A 17,568-nucleotide genomic window follows, 5' to 3' on the forward strand; every position below is an offset into this window, starting at 1 on the left:
TTTCCCGCCTTTCCCGGATGTTATCAGGCCGCCCGGTTATAGGCGCGCGGCGCCGTCGCCTGGCTCTGGCCGAGACGGAAATTGGAAAGCAGGGTGCGCAACTGATTGCTCTCGGCGGCCAGCGTCTGGCTGGCTGCGGTCGTCTCCTCGACCATCGCCGCGTTCTGCTGCGTCATCTGATCCATGTGATTGACAGAGGTGTTGATCTCCTGCAGCCCGGTTGCCTGTTCGCGTGCCGCAGTGGCAATCGAATTCACGTGGTCATTGACCTTGTTGACCAGCGCCTCGATCTCGACAAGCGCGTCGCCGGTCGAGCGAACCAGCGACACGCCGTTGCCGACTTCGGCAGCCGAATTGCTGATCAGGGTCTTTATCTCCTTGGCGGCGTTGGCCGAGCGCTGCGCCAGCTCGCGGACTTCCTGCGCGACGACGGCAAAACCGCGGCCGGCCTCGCCCGCACGCGCCGCCTCGACGCCTGCATTGAGCGCCAGAAGGTTGGTCTGGAAGGCGATCTCGTCGATGACGCCGATGATCTGGCCGATACGGCTGGACGAATCCTCGATCCGGCTCATCGCCGCAACGGCATTGCGGACGATCTCGCCCGACTTGCCGGCGCTGGTCTTGGTCTCGGACACCATCTCGCGCGCTTCCGTCGCCCGCTCGGAGGCCGTGCGGACGGTCGCGGTGATCTCATCGAGCGCAGCCGCCGTTTCTTCCAGAGCGGCCGCTTGCTGCTCGGTACGCTTCGAAAGATTGTTGGTCGCTTCGCTGATATTGGCGGCGCTGTCGTTGACAATATGGCTCGATTCCGAAATCGCCTGGATGACGCTGCTGAGTGCACCGGCAGCCGCATTGAAGTCCGAACGCAGCTTGGCATATTCCTCGCCGAGATCGCCGACCGTAACCGTCAGATCGCCGGCCGCGAGCCGCTCCAGCCCCTGGCCGAGCGCCATCATCGCGTGGTTCTGGCGTTCGGCGGAGCTGCGCATCCGCTGCTCGCTGCTGCGTCGCTCACCATCCAGCTCGCGCTGACGGGAATCCTCGCGTGATCGCATCTCGCTACGCTCGATCATCGAGTCCCGCAGGACAAGCAGAGCCTTGGCCATGTGGCCGATCTCGTCGCGGCGTTCGCTGTCGACGACTGCCGCAGCGGAGTCGTCGGCAGCAATGGCATGCATCGCAGCACCGATACGCGCAACCGGACCGGTGACGCTGCGGACGATCGCATAGGCAATGAGCAGGGTGACGATGGCGCCCGCACCACAGAGCAGCGCGGCCCAGAGTGCGTTCTGGCGGTAGAGCGCGGCAAGGTCGTCGCCATAGACGCCGGTGCCGACAACCCAGCCCCAGGGCTCGAAGCCGGCGACATGCGAGTATTTCAGAACCGGCTGCTCGGCGCCCGGCTTGGGCCAGTAGTAATCGACGAAGCCCTGGCCATGCGCCTTGACCGTATTGACGAACTCGACGAACAGGAACTTGCCGTTCGGATCCTTGTTCTGCGACAGGTCGGTGCCATTAAGCTCCGGCTTGATCGGATGCATCACCATCGTCGGATGCATGTCGTTGATCCAGAAATAGCCGCTGTCGCCGTAGCGCATGGAGGCGATGACGTCCTTGACCGCCGTCTGCGCCTGCTCGCGCGTCAGCGTGCCGTCCTGCTCCATCTTGTAGTATTTCTTCATGATGTTGATGGCCGTCGCATCCATCTGCGCCAGACCGGCTTTCCGCTCGGCCTCAAGCTCCGAGTAGGAATAGTTCAGGAAGAAAGCCATCACGCCGACGAAAATCGCCAGTGTAAGCCCGACAAGCCCGTACAGACGGGTCGAAATCTTTGTATTGCGCACGAAGTCCCCTCGCATTCACGCACTGATGATCGGCGCAAATTCTGCAGGGCATGTCTTACCGGCCAGTGAAGCATTATTAGCTCGGCTTCACATAACGTAACGGAAATAACCTCCCTGAACCGCCACGCAAGAGATAAATATATGAATTCTATTATATTTAAGCTCAGCGAATTTTTTGCGGGCTACCAAGAATAAAAATTGTCCGGTCAGCCGTGGGAGACACGCGGAGCACTGTTCCAGCCGTGGGATCCCAAGATCTTACGATACCGCGCCTCCCCCATTTTGAGTATTTCGCTCGCCATCCTAACGCGTCTTGGCGGACACGAAGGGATTGGGGCTCGCGTCTGGGGTCGCGAGCCCCTTTTAACCACGAGGGGGAGCTCCCATGACGCAACGCGCAATCGGTTTTCTGGTAGCCGCCGAGCTTTCGGCGCTCTTCTGGGCCGCACTCTTCTTCACGCTCGGCCGTCTCTGAGAATCCCTCCCTGCATAACCACCGCATTGCCCTTGCCATCCGGCGGTCAAGCCTGCCATCTTCACTCTCCGTGACATGACAAGGACTTGATGATGAACGACAGCCCGAAGCCGAAAGGTGAACTGACCCTCCGCACGCTCGCCATGCCCGGCGACGCCAATCCGGCGGGGGATATTTTCGGCGGCTGGGTCATGGCGCAGATGGACTTGGCAAGTGGCATCCGCGCCGCCGAGCGCGCCCGCGGCCGCGTCGTCACCGCCGCCGTCAAGGAAATGGCTTTCGAACTGCCGGTCAAGATCGGCGATACTCTCTCCGTCTATACCGACATCGACCGCGTCGGCCGCACCTCGATCACCCTCTGCGTCGAGGCCTGGGCGCACCGATCGCGCTACAACAAGATGGAGAAAGTCACCGCCGGTACCTTCATCATGGTGGCGCTGGACGAGAATGGAGCGCCGAAGCCTGTCCCTGCCGAGTGACTTGGCTCTCATCAGGCTCGCAGGAACTGCGAGCCCTTGTCAAAACTCAACCCAGGAAAGATCTTCGCCGTCAGGTCTTCGGCAGTAACATCGAACTGCCGGTAAAGCATCGCCGCAGCGATTTCCCGGACATCGGCCGTCGGCATCAGATCGCGATCGTCGAGCAATTGGGCATCGCCGATGCCCGGCCATTTACCGAGGATACAGCCGCCGTTGATAGCTCCGCCCGCAAGCAGCGCGCAACCGCCCGTCCCATGATCCGTGCCGCCCGATCCGTTCTGGCGGACGGTGCGGCCGAACTCGGTCATCGCAAGGACGACCGTCTTCGACCAGATATCAGCGCCTAGCGTGGTTTTCAGTGTATTGATCGCTTCCGCCAGATCCTGAACCGGCCGCTTGAACTGCGCGGCTTGCCCGACATGCGTATCCCAGCCGGTTATCGAGAAACTGGCGATCCGGTAGTCGCCCTTTAGCATGTTGCCAGCAAGTGCGGCGACATCGGCGATCTTCTCGCCTCGCTTGCCGTCCGGTTCGGCAATCATCGCCGCGCCATTGGCCCGAGTCGCCTCCTCCATCGCCTTCGCAAAGGCGGGGTCTCCGGCATAGAGCCGCATCAGAAACTGCATTTCGTCCTTGGCGGTGCCGAGATTGGAATCCGATGCCCACACATCGACATTGTTCGGACCTGAAAGGATCAGCTCCGTCGATGTGTTCACATCGATCGCCTTGCGCGCATCCGAGCGCGGGATGACGGCAAGCGCCCTGTTGAGCCAGCCCGTCTTTTCTTCAGCCACATGCTCGCCGCCCGATTCCAGCATATCCTGCCCGTCGAAATGGCTGCGCTGGCCGCGATAGGGCGTCGAGACCGCATGGACGAAGGCCAGCTCCTTCGATTTCCACAATGGCAGAAGATCCGCGCCCGCCGGATTGAGGCCGAAATGACCGTCGAGATCGATGAGCCCGTTGTCCGGCGTCAGCGCCAGCGTTGGCCGGAAAGCCGCAAATCCCGGATCGCCATAGGGCTGCACCAGATCGAGGCCATCCATGGCGCCGCGCAGCACGATGGTGACGAACCTGTTGTCGCCCGGCATAGCGGCGAAGGTGACGGGCGTGAAAACCGGGGCAGCGGCGAGACAGCAGGCGGAGGCCAGAAAACCGCGGCGGGAAAGCAGAAACTCTGTCATGGCCGGTCTCCTTATCGGCGGTTGAATTCGGGGGAGGCAAGAACCAGCGTCAACCCGCTGATCTTGCTCGGCGCCTGCGAAACAACCCGGATCGTCTCGTCGCGCGCCGCATCGCCAAGCGTTGCCCTCAGGAATTCGCGAGGATCCTCATCCTTGCCGAATTGCGCCGAAGCCCGCCGCGCCCAGGCGAGCCGCTCGGCAAGCTGGCTTGCGGTGATCCAGGCGCCGAACGTCTCCTCGAAGCCTGCGGGGCTCGGCGGCAACCAGACCGGTTGGCCCATGCGGCGCAACGCACCCTGCCCCAAAGCTCTGGCGGTTTGAGACGCCTTGCGCCGCTTGATCGCCTCTTTACCGGCGGGATCGGCAGGCGCCACGCTCTTCACCGCATCGCCGCCAGCCATCTCCGCAGGCGGTGCGGCCATCGCAGTATCGGCATCGCCGTCATCATCCTGATTGGCTTCCATGAAGCTCCCGGCATTCAGCGCCCGCAGCCCGGCAACCACGAAATCGAAAGGCTGGCGCGCCTTCGAGCCTTCGTCGCGCCAGGCGGACGGGTGATCGAGCATCGCGCCATAGACAGCCGTCAGATCGCCGTCTGCGCGTTTCCAGACATCCGCCATCGCCGAGATCATCTCGGGCGGCGGCTGATCGGAGATGAAATGGATGCAAAGCTTGCGACAGATGTGCTCCGCCGTCTTCGGATGCGCCGCGAGGTCATCCAGCATCGCGAGGTAGTCCTTGCGCGTTCGCCGTTCACCGCCATAGCCGATGCCAAGCACGCTATGCTGTCCGGGCTCGGAAAGACGCGGACGAAAGACGGTATCCACATCGTCACGATCCACGGTAAGTCCAGTCAGCACCATGGCGGCGCCCCGCACGTCGGCCTGCGTATAGCCGCTGCCTGCGCCGAGTGTGTGGAGTTCCAGCAGTTCGCGCCCGAGATTTTCGTTGAGGCCTTTCCTCTGCCGTATCCCGCCGGGCGAATCCGGCCCCTGAGACTGTGCCTGATCGAGATAGATCAACATCGCCGGATGCTCGGTCGCCGCCCGCAAGAGATCGCGGAACGAGCCGCCGAGATTCGGACGGATCGCCTCGGCCTCGTAGAGCGGCACGATCATCCGCATCGGCAGGCTCTTGTTGGCACTGGTCGAGAAGTGGTTGGTCCAGAACGCCGCCAGCCGCTCGTAGAAGCCGTTGGCCGAAAGCACGGACTGCATCAGCCGCTGATTGGCATCCCGCTGGAACCCGCGCTGCACTTGCCGTTGCAGCTCGCGGCGCCGGTCGCGGCGCTCGCGGCGCTCGCCCTCGTCGCCGCCAGCCTTGGCGTCCTGACGCATCGTCTTCAGTTGATCCTGAAGCGACGTCAGCCGCTGGCGACATGCATCAGTGCCGCCGGCCGGAAAAGACGGCGGGTTTTGCGCCCCGGTCTTCAGCTGGCCGAGAAGCGCCTGGATATCCTGCGGCCCAGACTCGCCGGGCCGGAAGCCGTAACCGAAACGGATAGCCGCCATCGTCTGAAATGACACGCTCATGGCCGATCACCTCATCATCACCTGGTGGTGACAAGGTCTCAACCAAATGCGACTGCATTCAGGCAGATTGCAGACATGGACTATTTGTAATTATTAGGTTTTCGGCCCGCTGAACCGACAGACGCAGCAGCATGCTGCTCCAGCTCCTCGATCGGAATATACACATCCGTCTCGCCTGCCTTATGATCGGGATGCGAGACCTTGGCATCGATATCATCGGGCAGAGCCAGCGCCTGCTCCGTGTTCATGATGCCCATCGGCACCTTGCCTTCGGCGGTGGATACGACGACTTCGACGAGTGGTTTGTTCTTCTGCATTATTGATCTCCGGTTCTGGAAACCAACGCAGAACGCCTCCACCCGTTCCCCGACGGCCGGTCACTCGATGTTACCGGCCGTCATGCGGCCACCACCTCGCCGTTGAAAAACACCACGCGTTTTGATGTCGCGGTTGTGTCCGGCGCGATAGGGGCTGCGCGTTTGAAACGTAGATCCAGCCAGCCGACAGTCGATGCCAGATCCCAATCCTCTCAGCGAATATATGCGCGTCGTGCGCACGCTTAACCTCTACAAGCTCCAGCTTCTTGCCATAGAGTCCAAGCTTCGCAAGGGCGGCACGCCGGCGCGCAAGAGCCTGCTGGAGCAACGCCACGGCGACATTTCGGCCGAGATGGAGGCGTTGCGGGCAGAGGGCGATGACTGGCTGGACAAGCTCCGCCGCGTCCGCTGAATCACGCCTCGGCGATCCGCAGCCGCAGGGTGGCAAGCGACCGCTCAGTCTCGCTGATCTCGTTGCGCACGAGCGCTTCCCGTCTGTGATCCATTCCGCCCCCGGCGAGTGCAGCATCGACAAGCTCCAGGATGCCGGTTGCGTCGACAACCACCCGCGTCGCGATGCGCTGGAGGCCGACCGTCTCGGCCGGCTGGCCATCAGGCACTGGACGATCGGCCGCCACGAAACCCGTTTCCTTCAGCAGGCAATTGACGAGCCGCACATCCGGTACCGCCCGCACCAGGGCATTGATTTCGTCGGCCGAAAAGCAGGTCCGGTTAATCAGCCTTGAATGCAAGACGGCATAGGTCATGCCGAGCGCCACGGCCACCGCCTCGATACCCGGCTTCTTTTCGACGACGAGGATGGTATAGGCGATATCTGCAAACTCGCGGCCGCGCTCTGCCATGGTCCACTCCCTCTATGGGTAAGAGTGTCCATGCAGCGGAAGACAATGGCAAGTGGCAACGTGCCGTTGAAAAGACGGCGCCGATTTGATGGAACTCGCATGCGCAGCCGGCTAGGCAACCGGCGCGCTGCGATCACCACCCCGGTCGCGGCGAAGGCCGCCCGTCCGCTTACGCCGCATCGCGGGCGGCCGCATCCTCATCCGCGGAAGATGAAGGACGCGCCGAGCGCGATGAGCGCGAAGCCGATCGCATGGTTCCAGGTCAGGTTTTCGCCGAGCCAGAAGATCGAGAAGCCGGCGAAAACGATCAGCGTGATCACCTCCTGCATCGTCTTCAGCTGCGCCGTCGAATAGACCTCCGAGCCCATCCGGTTGGCGGGAACGGCGAGGCAATATTCGAAGAAGGCAATGCCCCAGCTGGCAAGAATGGCCAGGAAAATGGCGCTGCTCTTGTGCTTCAGATGCCCGTACCAGGCAAAGGTCATGAAGATGTTGGAGGCAAAAAGCATGATGACCGGCCAGACGGCGGCGGGGCTCAGCGAAAACGGCATATGAGAATCCTTGGAAGGCGTGACTGCTGGCGCCAGCATGTATCCCGAAATTCACGCTCTTCAAGCCCCGCGGAACCCATTGGGCGCATTTGAAGAAAATCGAAGCGGCCCTGCCGCAGGCTCGGAACTTTTGATCCGGGCCGCCGTTCATGGCGAGCGCCGGAAGCGGCCCGCAAACCGCGGAGCCACCTTCAGGACACCTCCGTCCTGAAGGAAGAGCAGAGATGCCATCGCCGCAACAATCCGCCCTCAGCCGCCGCTCGCTGGTCGCGCTGGCGACGCTCAATTTCTTTCTCGCCGACGCCCGCGACGGACTGGGGCCATTCCTCGACGGCTTCCTCGCCACGCATGGCTGGTCGCCGATGACGCTCGGCATTGTCGCAACGCTCGGCGGCATCCTCGGACTGATCGCCACGCCGTTGTTCGGCGCCTTGGTCGATGCCTCGCCACACAAACGGCTGCTGATCATCATCCCGGTCGTCCTGGTCACCGCAGCTGCGCTCTGGACGCTGGCCAGCCCCGGAAATGCGTCCGTCTTCGGCGGCCAGTCGGCCACCGCAATCGTTGGCGCCGTGATCGGCCCGGCGCTGATGGGCCTGACGCTCGGTCTCGTTGGCGAGGCAGCCTTTCCGGATCAGGTGGCGCGCAACGAATTCTGGAACCATGCCGGCAATGTTGTCTCGCTGGCCGGTGTCTATCTCGCCACTCTGCTTTTCGGGCTCAACGGCATCATCTGGCTGATGATTGCGACGGCGATCGCCACGATCGGCGCCACGCTGGCGATCGATCCGCGCAGCATCGACAACGCCGTCGCGCGCGGTCTTGCCCACGACGACGGCACGCCCGGCCCGTCGGGCTATTCGATCATTGCCAGCTCGCGCGGCCTCATCCTGCTCGCTGTAACGCTGCTGATCTTCCATTTCGGCAATGCGCCGATGAGCCGCCTGATCGCCCAGGATTTTTCGATCCAGCTCGGCACCCCCTTCCGCACGACGGCAATTGTCACCGGCGTCTCTCAACTGTCGATGATCGCCATGGCGCTGGCCGCACCTTTCCTGATCCGGCGCTTCGGCCTCGCGCTCGTCTTCATCATAGCGCTCTGCGCCCTGCCGCTGCGCGGCGCCATCGCCGGAAGCTTCGGCAACTTCGCAGCGATCTATCCGGTGCAGTTCCTCGACGGCGTCGGCGCCGGACTGATCGGCATCGCCACGCCGCTTGCCGCCGAGCGCATCCTCTCCGGCACCGGGCGCTTCAACGCCGGCCTCGCCGCCGTCATGACCGTCCAGGGTATCGGCGCATCCCTCAGCAATATCGTTGCCGGCTGGCTGACCAAGGAAGGCGGCTATGCGCTCGCCTACTGGATCCACGGCGCCGCAGCCATCGCCGCCATCGGGGTGTTCTGGTATGGGAGGCGGGCGATCGTGCCGGAGCGCCCGAAGGCCCGGACACCCGCGCCAGCCGCGACCACCGCGGCCCTCTAGATCGCCACATCTGATTGTACTCAACTCGTTTAAAATGACCCGTCGACTTCGCAATCGAGAAAGCTCGCCGGCTTCGTCCCGTACGCCGCATTGGAAACAGTGCAGAAACGGCATGCCCGCTGGTCAGCAAGAATTCATCGGGAAAGATAGCGGCGAAATTTATCGCCTTCACGATGCCGGCCATCATGTAAACCGCATCATAAAAAGTCGCAGTGGAACGCAATACCTGACCACCGCAAGGGAAGATTAGAAGACGCTGGTTAAGAAAAGACTACAGTCGGCGAAGATCGGCGGCGGACGACTCGCGTCCGCCGCAGTTACTCAGGCCCGGAATGCACCTTCTGGCGTCTCGGCCTTCGCCGCGCCAAAGCGCACATCCTTTTTCTCGTAGCCGAAGCCCGCAAGCAGCGCGACGACGGCGGCGACAATCGCCGCGACGACGAGAAGCGCCGTCGCATAGTCGCCGTTCCAATGGGCGGCCAGGCCCGCCTGCATCGTTGCATTGCCCGAGGCCAGCAGATTGCCGAGCTGGTAGGCAAAGCCGGGGAATGTGCCGCGCACTTCGTCCGGCGATAGCTCGTTGAGATGCACAGGCACGATACCCCAGGCGCCCTGGACGAAAAACTGCATCAGGAAAGCGCCAATCGCCAGCAGCACCGGCCCGGGCGCGTAGACCCATAGCGGTGCCACGGGGATCGCCAGCAGCGCCGCGATAACGATCGCCTTCTTGCGACCGATCCGCTGCGACAGCGCACCGAAGAACAATCCGCCGCAGATCGCCCCGATATTGTAGACGATGGCGATCGCCCCGGTCGTGTAGCTGTCATAGCCGCGCTGGGTTTCCATGAAGGTCGGATAGATATCCTGTGTGCCATGGCTGAGGAAATTGAACGCAGTCATCAGCAGCACCGACCAGATGAACAGCGGCACGTTTTCACGCAGGATCGTCAGGAACGGCCTGCGCCCTTCCCGCTGCCTTCGCAGAAAGGCCGGGCTCTCCTCGACGCTACGGCGGATATAGAGCACCAGCAGCGCCGGCAGCGCGCCGACGAAGAACATGCCGCGCCAGCCGATAACCGGAAACAGCAGGAAGAAGACGATCGACGCCAGCAGATAGCCGGAAGGATAGCCTGCCTGCAGGATACCCGAAACGATCCCACGGGATTCGTCTGGCACCGTTTCCATGACAAGCGAGGCGCCGACGCCCCATTCCCCGCCCATGGCGATGCCGTACAGCGCCCGAAGGATCAGGAACATCGTCAGCCCGGTCGAAAAGCCGGTCAGGAACTCGAAGATCGAATAGAGCAGCACATCCGCCATCAGGGTGACGCGGCGGCCGAACCGGTCTGCCGCCAGCCCGAAGACCAGAGCACCGACCGCGCGCATCGCCAGCGTGAGGAAGATTGCCGCCGAGACGGCCGGAACGTCGGTGTGAAATTCTTCGGCAATATGTTTGAGAACGAAGACGAGAATGAAGAAATCGAAGGCATCGAGGGTCCAGCCGAGATAGCTGGCGATCAGCGTATTGCGCTGCTGCGGTGTAAGTGCACGCAGACTTGCCAATGCGGACATCTGTTGTCCTCCATCCGAAAACGGCGGCGAGGCGGGGCAATTCCGGATGCCGTCGGAAAGAGTGCCCTGGAAGCGGGCGGGAGCGCTGTTTGAAGACAGCGGATCACAACGTCAGCGCTGCTGACATTGTTCCCCAAGCTGACTGCGGCATTTTGGCTGGCGTCAGCAGGCCTTAGCGGCCGGCTGGCCGGGATGCGACGAGCGCCGGACGGCTCGGCTTTGCGGGCGTGGAATCGATTGCCTGAACCGGCGCCGGGCGTCCGAGATGATAGCCCTGCGCATAATCGATCCTGAGCTGGCGCAGCAGCGACAGCTGATCCGCCGTCTCCACGCCCTCAACGAGGATCTTCGGTCCGCGGTTGCGGATCAGCCCGACGATGTCTTCGAGCATCGCCTTGCCGCGCGGCGTGGCGCTGCCATGCAGGAACGAGCGGTCGATCTTGACGGTGTCGAAATCAATGAGGCGCAGCCAGGAGAGGCCGGCAAAACCGGTGCCGAAATCGTCGAGCCAGATCTTGATGCCCAGCGTCTTCAGATCGCTGATGCACTTCAGAACGTCTGCATGCATTTCCATTTCCTGGCCTTCGGTGATTTCGAAGGCAAGGCGGTTACCGGCAACGCCGGTCTCATAGAGCACGGCGGCAACGCTGGCAGCAAAGCCCGGCATGCGCAGCTGGATCGGCGAAACGTTCACGCTGGCGATTTGTGCCAGGTTCGGAGCCAGAACCTCGCGGCAAGCCGTCTGGATGACCCAGCGGCCAAGCTCGAGGATCATGCCGGTACGCTCGGCAATCGGTATGAACAGGCTCGGCGGGATCGAGCTGCCATCCAGCGTCTTCAAACGCATCAGCGCTTCGACCGCATCGCGGCGGCCGGTGCGGATATCCTCGATCGGCTGATAGACCAGCGACAGCAGATCCTGCGCCACGGCAATCCTGAGCAGGGCCGCGATATTCTCGCTCTCGTCGCTGCTGAACGGATCGTTCGGATCGAACAGGCGGGCGCAGTTTCGACCGGCCGCCTTGGCGCTGTAGAGCGCCCGGTCAGCCTCGTGGATGATCTTTTCAAGCTTGCCGCTCTGGTCACGCGTATAGGCCGCGCCGACGCTGACGGTGACGATCGAGGTGCCGTCGCGGCGCTCCTCGTGGATCAAACCCATCTGTTCGACCGTATCGCGAATGCATTCGGCCAGATCGGTGACACGCGCGACCTCGTCGAACTGCGCCAGCACGATGAATTCCTCGCCGCCGTAACGGCCGATCGACGCGCCATAGGGCTCGATCGCGTCCTTGATGGTGCGCGCAACATGAATGAGGCAGCGGTCGCCTTCCTGATGACCGTAGCCGTCATTGAACTTCTTGAAGAAATCGACATCGACGAGGATGGCGGTGAAGCCGACGCCCTTGCGCTGCCATTCCTTCCAGTAGTCGCGCAGCCGCTGGTCCACGGCCCGGCGGTTTTCGAGACCGGTCAGGTAATCGGTGTTCGACATGCGAAGCAGCGCCTCGCCGCGATCCGTCGCTTCTTTCTGCTGCATCCTGGCTTCAAGCGCATTGAGGAAGACGTGATAGCGCTCGTGGTTCAGCTTCCAGTTCACATAGGAGGTGAAGACGAAGCACGACACGTAGAACATGCCGAAGGCCATGGCGTAGACGCTCGTCGGCCAGAAGAACAGCAGCGAGATCAGGAAGGTCACCAGCACCGCGCTGGAGGCCAGAACCGAAAGGCCGAACCGGAAATTGAAGAACTGGTTGGCGCCCATCATGAAGATGGCGCCGAAGATCATGTAATAGGAAAGGCTGTCGGCATGGACGGTGCGGACGGCCGGAAAGCACCAGATCGCGAAGCCCAGCACCAGCGCCAGCGCACTGGTGCGGTCGAGCCACTGGATGCTTTTCTTCAGATAGACTTCGGCTTCCAGGAACAGCAGCGCGAAGCTGCCGACGCTGACGCGGGCCAGAATCGTGAAGGCGGCAACATCGGGGATCAGCAGCAGGTCGGTGGCGGAAAACAGGATATAGACGATAACAGCGATCCACAGCCCCTGCCGTGTCGCCATCTTTCGTTCAGCTTCCCCCTCGATGCGATAGAGATCCCGCAGTTCGCCCGGCGTCGGCCGCAGCAACTTCGGTTCAAGATCGATCTCTGCCGCATAGGCAATTTCGTGCTTCATGCACTGTTCCACCGCTCCGTACTACGCTTCGCCAGAGCTCTCCGCTGATACTCCGGGCGGAATTGACTGACGCATTCGTGCGGTTCGCTTAGCCCCTTCTGATGAGGAAGCACGGCAACACCGGCAATCTAATACCACCAAAATACAGGGGCTCGATTAAAGCTTGCTAAATGAGCGGCAGACCGGCGCCGTTAATCATGTTTATGGATTTCAATGGTTAATGAAAAGTTTCTCGCTAATATACAATTCAAGGTAACGCCCAAAACGGTACAGGTGTGACCCGGTAATATAACCCCAATTGATTAGAGGACGTATCGCGTGACCCAGCCCAAGATGGATTTCGACGGCCATAGCCTTATTACGCCCAAAGCCATAGCGACCGAGCTCGAAGCGCCGAAGAGCGACCGATTCGAAGAGCATCTGGCCATCAGCAAGGGTGAAGTCGCCCTGCTGCTCGAACTGGCCCGCCAGCAGTTTGCCAAATCCGAAGACCCGACGAAGATTATCGATCGCGTCACGATTTCGCTGCATGAGATGCGCGCCCGCATTCATCCGCGCGTCTGGCAGGAACTGGTGCCGCTGATCCAGAATCACGCCGTCACCAGCTATTTCCTCGAGGATCCGCTGACCAAGTGGTCGTGGGACAAGCCGCGCGGTTATTCCGGCGATGCCACCCTGCTCGACTTCATCTACCGCCACGAAAGCGTGATGGATAAGGTCGCGGCCGCCTCCGATCTTGGCAAGGCGCTGTTCGAATATACCAGCACCGCGCCCTCCTCGCAGGCCAACTGGGACCGCCGCGACATCCTCGCCCGCCAGGTCGATGAAGTTGCCGCCGAACGCGGCCCGGGCACGGAAGTGCTCAGCGTCGCCGCCGGTCACCTGCGCGAAGCCGCCTATTCCGAAGCGATGAAGCAGAAGGCGCTGAAGCGCTGGGTTGCTCTCGACCAGGATCCGATCAGCATCGGCACCATCGCCCGTGATTTCCAGGGCACGGCCGTCGAAGCGATCGATGGTTCGGTGCGCGAACTGCTGATGCGCCGCTCCAACCCCGGCACTTTCGACCTCGTCTATGCCTCCGGCCTCTACGACTATCTGGTCGATCGCGTTGCCATCAAGCTGACGCAGCGTTGCCTGGAGATGGTCAAGCCGGGCGGCACCTTCCTGTTCGCCAACTATTCCTACCCGATCCTCGTCGACGGCTATATCGAGACCTTCATGAACTGGGCGCTGCTGCTCCGTTCGGAAGCCGACATGTGGAAGATCATCCACGAGGCGACGGCGGGCCAGGATTGCGAATCCAAGGTCTTCTTCGGCAAGAACCGCAACATCGTCTACGGCGTCATCAAGAAGCGCGGCTGAGACATTTCAAGAGAATGACAAAGCCGGCCGGGGCGACCCGGCCAGTTTTCTTTTTGGCGCCATTATTCACCGAATCCGAACGATTCATTCGTTTCCCTTTTGTACCCTTTGCCTCTTCACTTTCGCGCTGACTCTCTCCATATTCCGGCCATGGCAAAACCGACGAAGAAATCCCCCGCCCCGAATGGTTTCGAGGAAGCTCCCCAGTCGTCTTTCGAAGGCGCCCCGCTCGAGGGTTCCGTCGCCGATTGGGTGAAGCAGCTGGAGGCCGATGCGGAAGCATCCTCCGTCGAGACCCAGCGCCAGATCGCCTCGAAAGCCGGCAAACACCGCAAGAAGGTGGAGATTGCCGCGTCGAAATCGGCGCGCGGCACGTCGATGGGCGGCTCCACCGACCCGAAGACCCGTGCCGCCGCCGGTCTCAATCCCGTCGCCGGCATGGACACGACGCTGGAAGAGGCCGCCTCGCTGCAGGCAGGCACCGCGGTGACCGCCACCGTCGAGGCGCTGTCAGCGCTGATCGAGTCAGGCAATCCGCTGCACAAGAACGGCAAGATCTGGACGCCGCACCGCCCAGCAAGACCCGACAAGTCGGAAGGCGGCATCACCATCCGCATGGACTCCGAATACAGCCCCGCCGGCGACCAGCCGACGGCGATCCGCGACCTCGTCGAAGGCCTGGAGAATGGCGACCGCAGCCAGGTGCTGCTCGGCGTCACCGGTTCCGGCAAGACCTTCACCATGGCCAAGGTGATCGAGGCGACGCAGCGCCCCGCCGTCATCCTGGCGCCGAACAAGACGCTGGCCGCCCAGCTCTATTCCGAATTCAAGAACTTCTTCCCGGATAACGCCGTCGAATATTTCGTCTCCTACTACGACTATTACCAGCCGGAAGCCTACGTCCCGCGCTCCGACACCTATATCGAGAAGGAATCGTCGATCAACGAGCAGATCGACCGCATGCGCCACTCGGCGACCCGCTCGCTGCTGGAGCGCGACGACTGCATCATCGTCGCCTCGGTCTCCTGCATCTACGGTATCGGCTCGGTCGAGACCTACACCGCCATGACCTTCCAGATGGCGGTCGGCGACCGCCTGGATCAGCGTCAGCTGCTGGCCGACCTCGTCGCCCAGCAATACAAGCGCCGCGACATGGATTTCACCCGCGGCTCGTTTCGCGTCCGCGGCGACACGATCGAAATCTTCCCGGCCCACCTGGAAGACGCGGCCTGGCGCATCTCGATGTTCGGCGACGAGATCGACGCCATCACCGAGTTCGACCCGCTGACCGGCGCCAAGACCGGCGACCTGAAATCGGTGAAGATCTACGCCAACTCGCACTATGTCACGCCGCGCCCGACGCTGAACGGCGCCATCAAGTCGATCAAGGAGGAGCTGAAGCTCCGTCTCGCCGAGCTCGAAAAGGCCGGCCGCCTGCTGGAGGCCCAGCGCCTGGAGCAGCGCACCCGCTACGATATCGAGATGCTGGAGGCCACCGGCTCCTGCCAGGGCATCGAGAACTATTCGCGCTACCTGACCGGCCGCGATCCCGGCGACCCGCCGCCGACGCTATTCGAATACATCCCCGACAACGCCATCGTCTTCATCGACGAGAGCCATGTCACCGTGCCGCAGATCGGCGGCATGTACCGGGGCGACTTCCGGCGCAAGGCGACGCTGGCCGAATACGGCTTCCGCCTGCCCTCCTGCATGGACAACCGCCCGCTCCGCTTCGAGGAATGGGACGCGATGCGCCCCGACACCATCGCCGTCTCGGCGACCCCGGGCGGCTGGGAAATGGAACAGTCCGGCGGCGTCTTCGCCGAACAGGTCATCCGCCCGACCGGCCTGATCGATCCGCCCGTCGAAGTCCGTTCCGCCCGCTCCCAGGTGGACGACGTGCTCGGCGAAATCCGCGAGACCGCCGCCAAGGGCTACCGCACGCTCTGCACCGTGCTGACCAAGCGCATGGCCGAGGACCTGACCGAATATCTGCATGAACAGGGCGTGCGCGTCCGCTACATGCACTCCGACATCGACACGCTCGAACGCATCGAGATCATCCGCGATCTGCGCCTCGGCGCCTTCGACGTGCTGGTCGGCATCAACCTCCTGCGCGAAGGCCTCGACATTCCCGAATGCGGCTTCGTCGCCATCCTCGACGCCGACAAGGAAGGTTTTCTGCGTTCCGAGACCTCGCTGGTGCAGACCATCGGCCGCGCCGCGCGTAACGTCGATGGCAAGGTCATCCTCTATGCCGACAACATCACCGGCTCGATGAAGCGGGCGATGGAGGAAACCACTCGCCGCCGCGAAAAACAAATGGCCTACAATGCCGAACACGGCATCACCCCTGAGTCGGTGAAGGCGAAGATCTCCGACATCCTCGACAGCGTCTACGAACGCGACCACGTCCGCGCCGATATTTCAGGCGTCAACGGCAAGGGCTTCGCCGATGGCGGCAACCTCGTCGGCAACAACCTGCAGGCCCATCTCAACGCGCTGGAAAAGAGCATGCGCGACGCCGCCGCCGACCTCGACTTCGAAAAGGCCGCCCGCCTGCGCGACGAAATCAAACGCCTCAAGGCCGCCGAACTCGCCGTCATGGACGACCCGATGGCCCGCGAGGAAGCCAAGTCGATGGAAGCCGGCAAGCGGGATGCTGCGAGGCTGCGGTCTACGGCGCCAAAGCTGGAAAGCGGGGCGAGCGATCGCGCCCAGCCAATCTCCCCACCCGTGGGGGAGATGGCCGGCAGGCCAGAGGGGGGCGATCTTGCTCCAACCTCCCTCTTCCGCCGCAACGACCTCGACGAAATGACCGTCGGCCGCACCGAAAAACCGGTCAGCGGCAAGCTGCCGGAAAAGCCGGATGCATCAAAGAGCACCAAGCGCTTCTCGCCCCTGCTCGAAGGGCAAGCGGAGCGCACTCCTCATGGTGAGGAGGCCCAAAGGGCCGTCTCGAACCATGACGTCCGCCCGCTGGTGCGCGGCAAGACGGGTGTCGGCAGCTACGAGGATCCGGGCGAGCAGAAGCGGAAGAGCCGGACAAAGGGCAAGACGGGACGGCCGGGGCGGTGACGTCTGGTGGTGACGATCACCTTAGATAGTAACTTCTAGGAAAAGTTCGGAATTCCTTGCAAATACAGGTGTGTCTTGGCGAAGAAAGTTACAAAGCGCGAGTTACGAGCAAACACACTATGTCCCTGCGGATCTGGCGAAACTTACAAAAACTGTCACAAGAAGACAAAGAAGAAATACTTCGAGAATGAGCATGGAGAAATTTCCTTCGAGGTTCCTCTAACTCCAAATTTTTCAGAACAGCTCGAAAATAGCCGAAAAGAATTCAAACGGATATTCGGAAGATCACCTTATAAATCAGATCCGCTAATTTGGAATAGATCTGAAGTTAAGCCAAGCACTCTTTTAAAACATACTAAGAAAGCAATGAGAAAATCCAATATGGAGTGCCCCCCATTTCGCCGGACAGCTCAGCTATTGAGACAATGCTTTGATGAACTCCCTTGGGGAGGCCATTTTCAGCGCTGAGTGTGGATGGATTTCATTATAGTCTTCAATCCATCCGTCGATCTTCCGGAGAGCTGTGTCGGCGTCCGGAGTGGATGAGATGCGTATGTAGTCTCGCTTCAAGGTTTTGACGAAGGCTTCAGACATGCCGTTCGATTGTGGGCTGGCCACGGGCGTGAAGCATGGGATCAGGTTGAGGGCTTGGGCAAA

Annotated in this window: 15 protein-coding genes; 6 read left to right on the forward strand and 9 right to left on the reverse strand. The window is 61.8% G+C overall.

Annotated elements, in window-relative coordinates; all coding sequences use genetic code 11:
• Nucleotides 1-23 precede the first annotated feature (23 nt).
• A complete protein-coding gene (locus J2X43_RS27815; protein WP_310300274.1) occupies nt 24-1,844 on the reverse strand; it encodes a methyl-accepting chemotaxis protein in 1,821 nt (606 codons plus the stop codon).
• A gap of 567 nt (nt 1,845-2,411) precedes the next feature.
• Here J2X43_RS27815 and J2X43_RS27820 point away from each other — a divergent pair.
• Nucleotides 2,412-2,798 carry an acyl-CoA thioesterase gene (locus tag J2X43_RS27820; RefSeq protein WP_112516033.1) on the forward strand — a complete coding sequence of 129 codons (387 nt, stop codon included), beginning with the start codon at nt 2,412-2,414 and terminating at the stop codon, nt 2,796-2,798.
• Nucleotides 2,799-2,809: 11 nt separating this feature from the next.
• On the opposite strand, the gene J2X43_RS27825 is transcribed toward J2X43_RS27820, so the two are convergent.
• From J2X43_RS27825 to J2X43_RS27835, 3 genes are all read right to left on the reverse strand, one after another.
• Nucleotides 2,810-3,982 (reverse strand): DUF1501 domain-containing protein, encoded by a 1,173-nt coding sequence (locus tag J2X43_RS27825; RefSeq protein ID WP_310300279.1) that lies wholly within the window; start codon nt 3,980-3,982, stop codon nt 2,810-2,812.
• 11 nt (nt 3,983-3,993) lie between these two features.
• The gene (locus J2X43_RS27830) at nt 3,994-5,514 is read right to left on the reverse strand and encodes a DUF1800 domain-containing protein (RefSeq protein ID WP_310300282.1); all 1,521 of its coding nucleotides are present in this window, start codon (nt 5,512-5,514) and stop codon (nt 3,994-3,996) included.
• 80 nt (nt 5,515-5,594) lie between these two features.
• Nucleotides 5,595-5,831: a hypothetical protein gene (locus tag J2X43_RS27835; RefSeq protein WP_112516029.1), complete on the reverse strand. Its 237-nt coding sequence runs from the start codon at nt 5,829-5,831 to the stop codon at nt 5,595-5,597.
• A 193-nt stretch (nt 5,832-6,024) separates the two neighbouring features.
• Between J2X43_RS27835 and J2X43_RS27840 the strand changes: the two genes are divergently transcribed.
• Nucleotides 6,025-6,243 carry a hypothetical protein gene (locus J2X43_RS27840; RefSeq protein WP_310300287.1) on the forward strand — a complete coding sequence of 73 codons (219 nt, stop codon included), beginning with the start codon at nt 6,025-6,027 and terminating at the stop codon, nt 6,241-6,243.
• A 1-nt stretch (nt 6,244) separates the two neighbouring features.
• Here the strand turns inward: J2X43_RS27840 and J2X43_RS27845 are convergent, their stop codons facing one another.
• Both J2X43_RS27845 and J2X43_RS27850 read right to left on the reverse strand, forming a co-directional pair.
• Entirely contained in the window at nt 6,245-6,694 is a 450-nt protein-coding gene (locus tag J2X43_RS27845; protein WP_310300290.1) for a phage regulatory CII family protein, read from the reverse strand.
• Between the two features lie 197 nt (nt 6,695-6,891).
• The gene (locus J2X43_RS27850; protein WP_112387466.1) at nt 6,892-7,245 is read right to left on the reverse strand and encodes a DMT family protein; all 354 of its coding nucleotides are present in this window, start codon (nt 7,243-7,245) and stop codon (nt 6,892-6,894) included.
• A gap of 224 nt (nt 7,246-7,469) precedes the next feature.
• Between J2X43_RS27850 and J2X43_RS27855 the strand changes: the two genes are divergently transcribed.
• Nucleotides 7,470-8,726 (forward strand): MFS transporter, encoded by a 1,257-nt coding sequence (locus J2X43_RS27855; protein WP_310300295.1) that lies wholly within the window; start codon nt 7,470-7,472, stop codon nt 8,724-8,726.
• 321 nt (nt 8,727-9,047) lie between these two features.
• On the opposite strand, the gene J2X43_RS27860 is transcribed toward J2X43_RS27855, so the two are convergent.
• Nucleotides 9,048-10,298, reverse strand: coding sequence for an MFS transporter (locus J2X43_RS27860; protein WP_310300297.1), 1,251 nt, complete (start codon nt 10,296-10,298; stop codon nt 9,048-9,050).
• Between the two features lie 172 nt (nt 10,299-10,470).
• Nucleotides 10,471-12,471: an EAL domain-containing protein gene (locus J2X43_RS27865; RefSeq protein WP_112387149.1), complete on the reverse strand. Its 2,001-nt coding sequence runs from the start codon at nt 12,469-12,471 to the stop codon at nt 10,471-10,473.
• Nucleotides 12,472-12,789: 318 nt separating this feature from the next.
• Here J2X43_RS27865 and J2X43_RS27870 point away from each other — a divergent pair, with 318 nt between their 5' ends.
• From J2X43_RS27870 to J2X43_RS31160, 3 genes are all read left to right on the forward strand, one after another.
• Nucleotides 12,790-13,833 carry a class I SAM-dependent methyltransferase gene (locus J2X43_RS27870; protein WP_112387148.1) on the forward strand — a complete coding sequence of 348 codons (1,044 nt, stop codon included), beginning with the start codon at nt 12,790-12,792 and terminating at the stop codon, nt 13,831-13,833.
• A 150-nt stretch (nt 13,834-13,983) separates the two neighbouring features.
• Nucleotides 13,984-16,911, forward strand: a complete 2,928-nt coding sequence (gene uvrB, locus J2X43_RS27875; protein ID WP_310300304.1) for an excinuclease ABC subunit UvrB — start codon at nt 13,984-13,986, stop codon at nt 16,909-16,911.
• Between the two features lie 75 nt (nt 16,912-16,986).
• Complete coding sequence (locus tag J2X43_RS31160; protein WP_405049652.1) at nt 16,987-17,379, forward strand: SEC-C metal-binding domain-containing protein; 393 nt, start codon at nt 16,987-16,989, stop codon at nt 17,377-17,379.
• Here the strand turns inward: J2X43_RS31160 and J2X43_RS27880 are convergent.
• A partial coding sequence (locus J2X43_RS27880) for an integrase core domain-containing protein (protein ID WP_310300307.1) occupies nt 17,326-17,568 on the reverse strand: 243 nt, incomplete at its 5' end. The genes J2X43_RS31160 and J2X43_RS27880 overlap by 54 nt on opposite strands.

The sequence above is a fragment of the Rhizobium sp. BE258 genome (assembly GCF_031457345.1).
Taxonomy (GTDB): domain Bacteria; phylum Pseudomonadota; class Alphaproteobacteria; order Rhizobiales; family Rhizobiaceae; genus Rhizobium.

Bases quoted from the DNA above. Each gene is read 5' to 3' on its own strand.
- J2X43_RS27820 (WP_112516033.1), top strand. From the start codon at position 2,412: ATGAACGACAGCCCGAAGCCGAAAGGTGAACTGACCCTCCGCACGCTC.
- J2X43_RS27825 (WP_310300279.1), bottom strand. From the start codon at position 3,982: ATGACAGAGTTTCTGCTTTCCCGCCGCGGTTTTCTGGCCTCCGCCTGC.
- J2X43_RS27830 (WP_310300282.1), bottom strand. From the start codon at position 5,514: ATGAGCGTGTCATTTCAGACGATGGCGGCTATCCGTTTCGGTTACGGC.
- J2X43_RS27835 (WP_112516029.1), bottom strand. From the start codon at position 5,831: ATGCAGAAGAACAAACCACTCGTCGAAGTCGTCGTATCCACCGCCGAA.
- J2X43_RS27840 (WP_310300287.1), top strand. From the start codon at position 6,025: ATGCCAGATCCCAATCCTCTCAGCGAATATATGCGCGTCGTGCGCACG.
- J2X43_RS27845 (WP_310300290.1), bottom strand. From the start codon at position 6,694: ATGGCAGAGCGCGGCCGCGAGTTTGCAGATATCGCCTATACCATCCTC.
- J2X43_RS27850 (WP_112387466.1), bottom strand. From the start codon at position 7,245: ATGCCGTTTTCGCTGAGCCCCGCCGCCGTCTGGCCGGTCATCATGCTT.
- J2X43_RS27855 (WP_310300295.1), top strand. From the start codon at position 7,470: ATGCCATCGCCGCAACAATCCGCCCTCAGCCGCCGCTCGCTGGTCGCG.
- J2X43_RS27860 (WP_310300297.1), bottom strand. From the start codon at position 10,298: ATGTCCGCATTGGCAAGTCTGCGTGCACTTACACCGCAGCAGCGCAAT.
- J2X43_RS27865 (WP_112387149.1), bottom strand. From the start codon at position 12,471: ATGAAGCACGAAATTGCCTATGCGGCAGAGATCGATCTTGAACCGAAG.
- uvrB (WP_310300304.1), top strand. From the start codon at position 13,984: ATGGCAAAACCGACGAAGAAATCCCCCGCCCCGAATGGTTTCGAGGAA.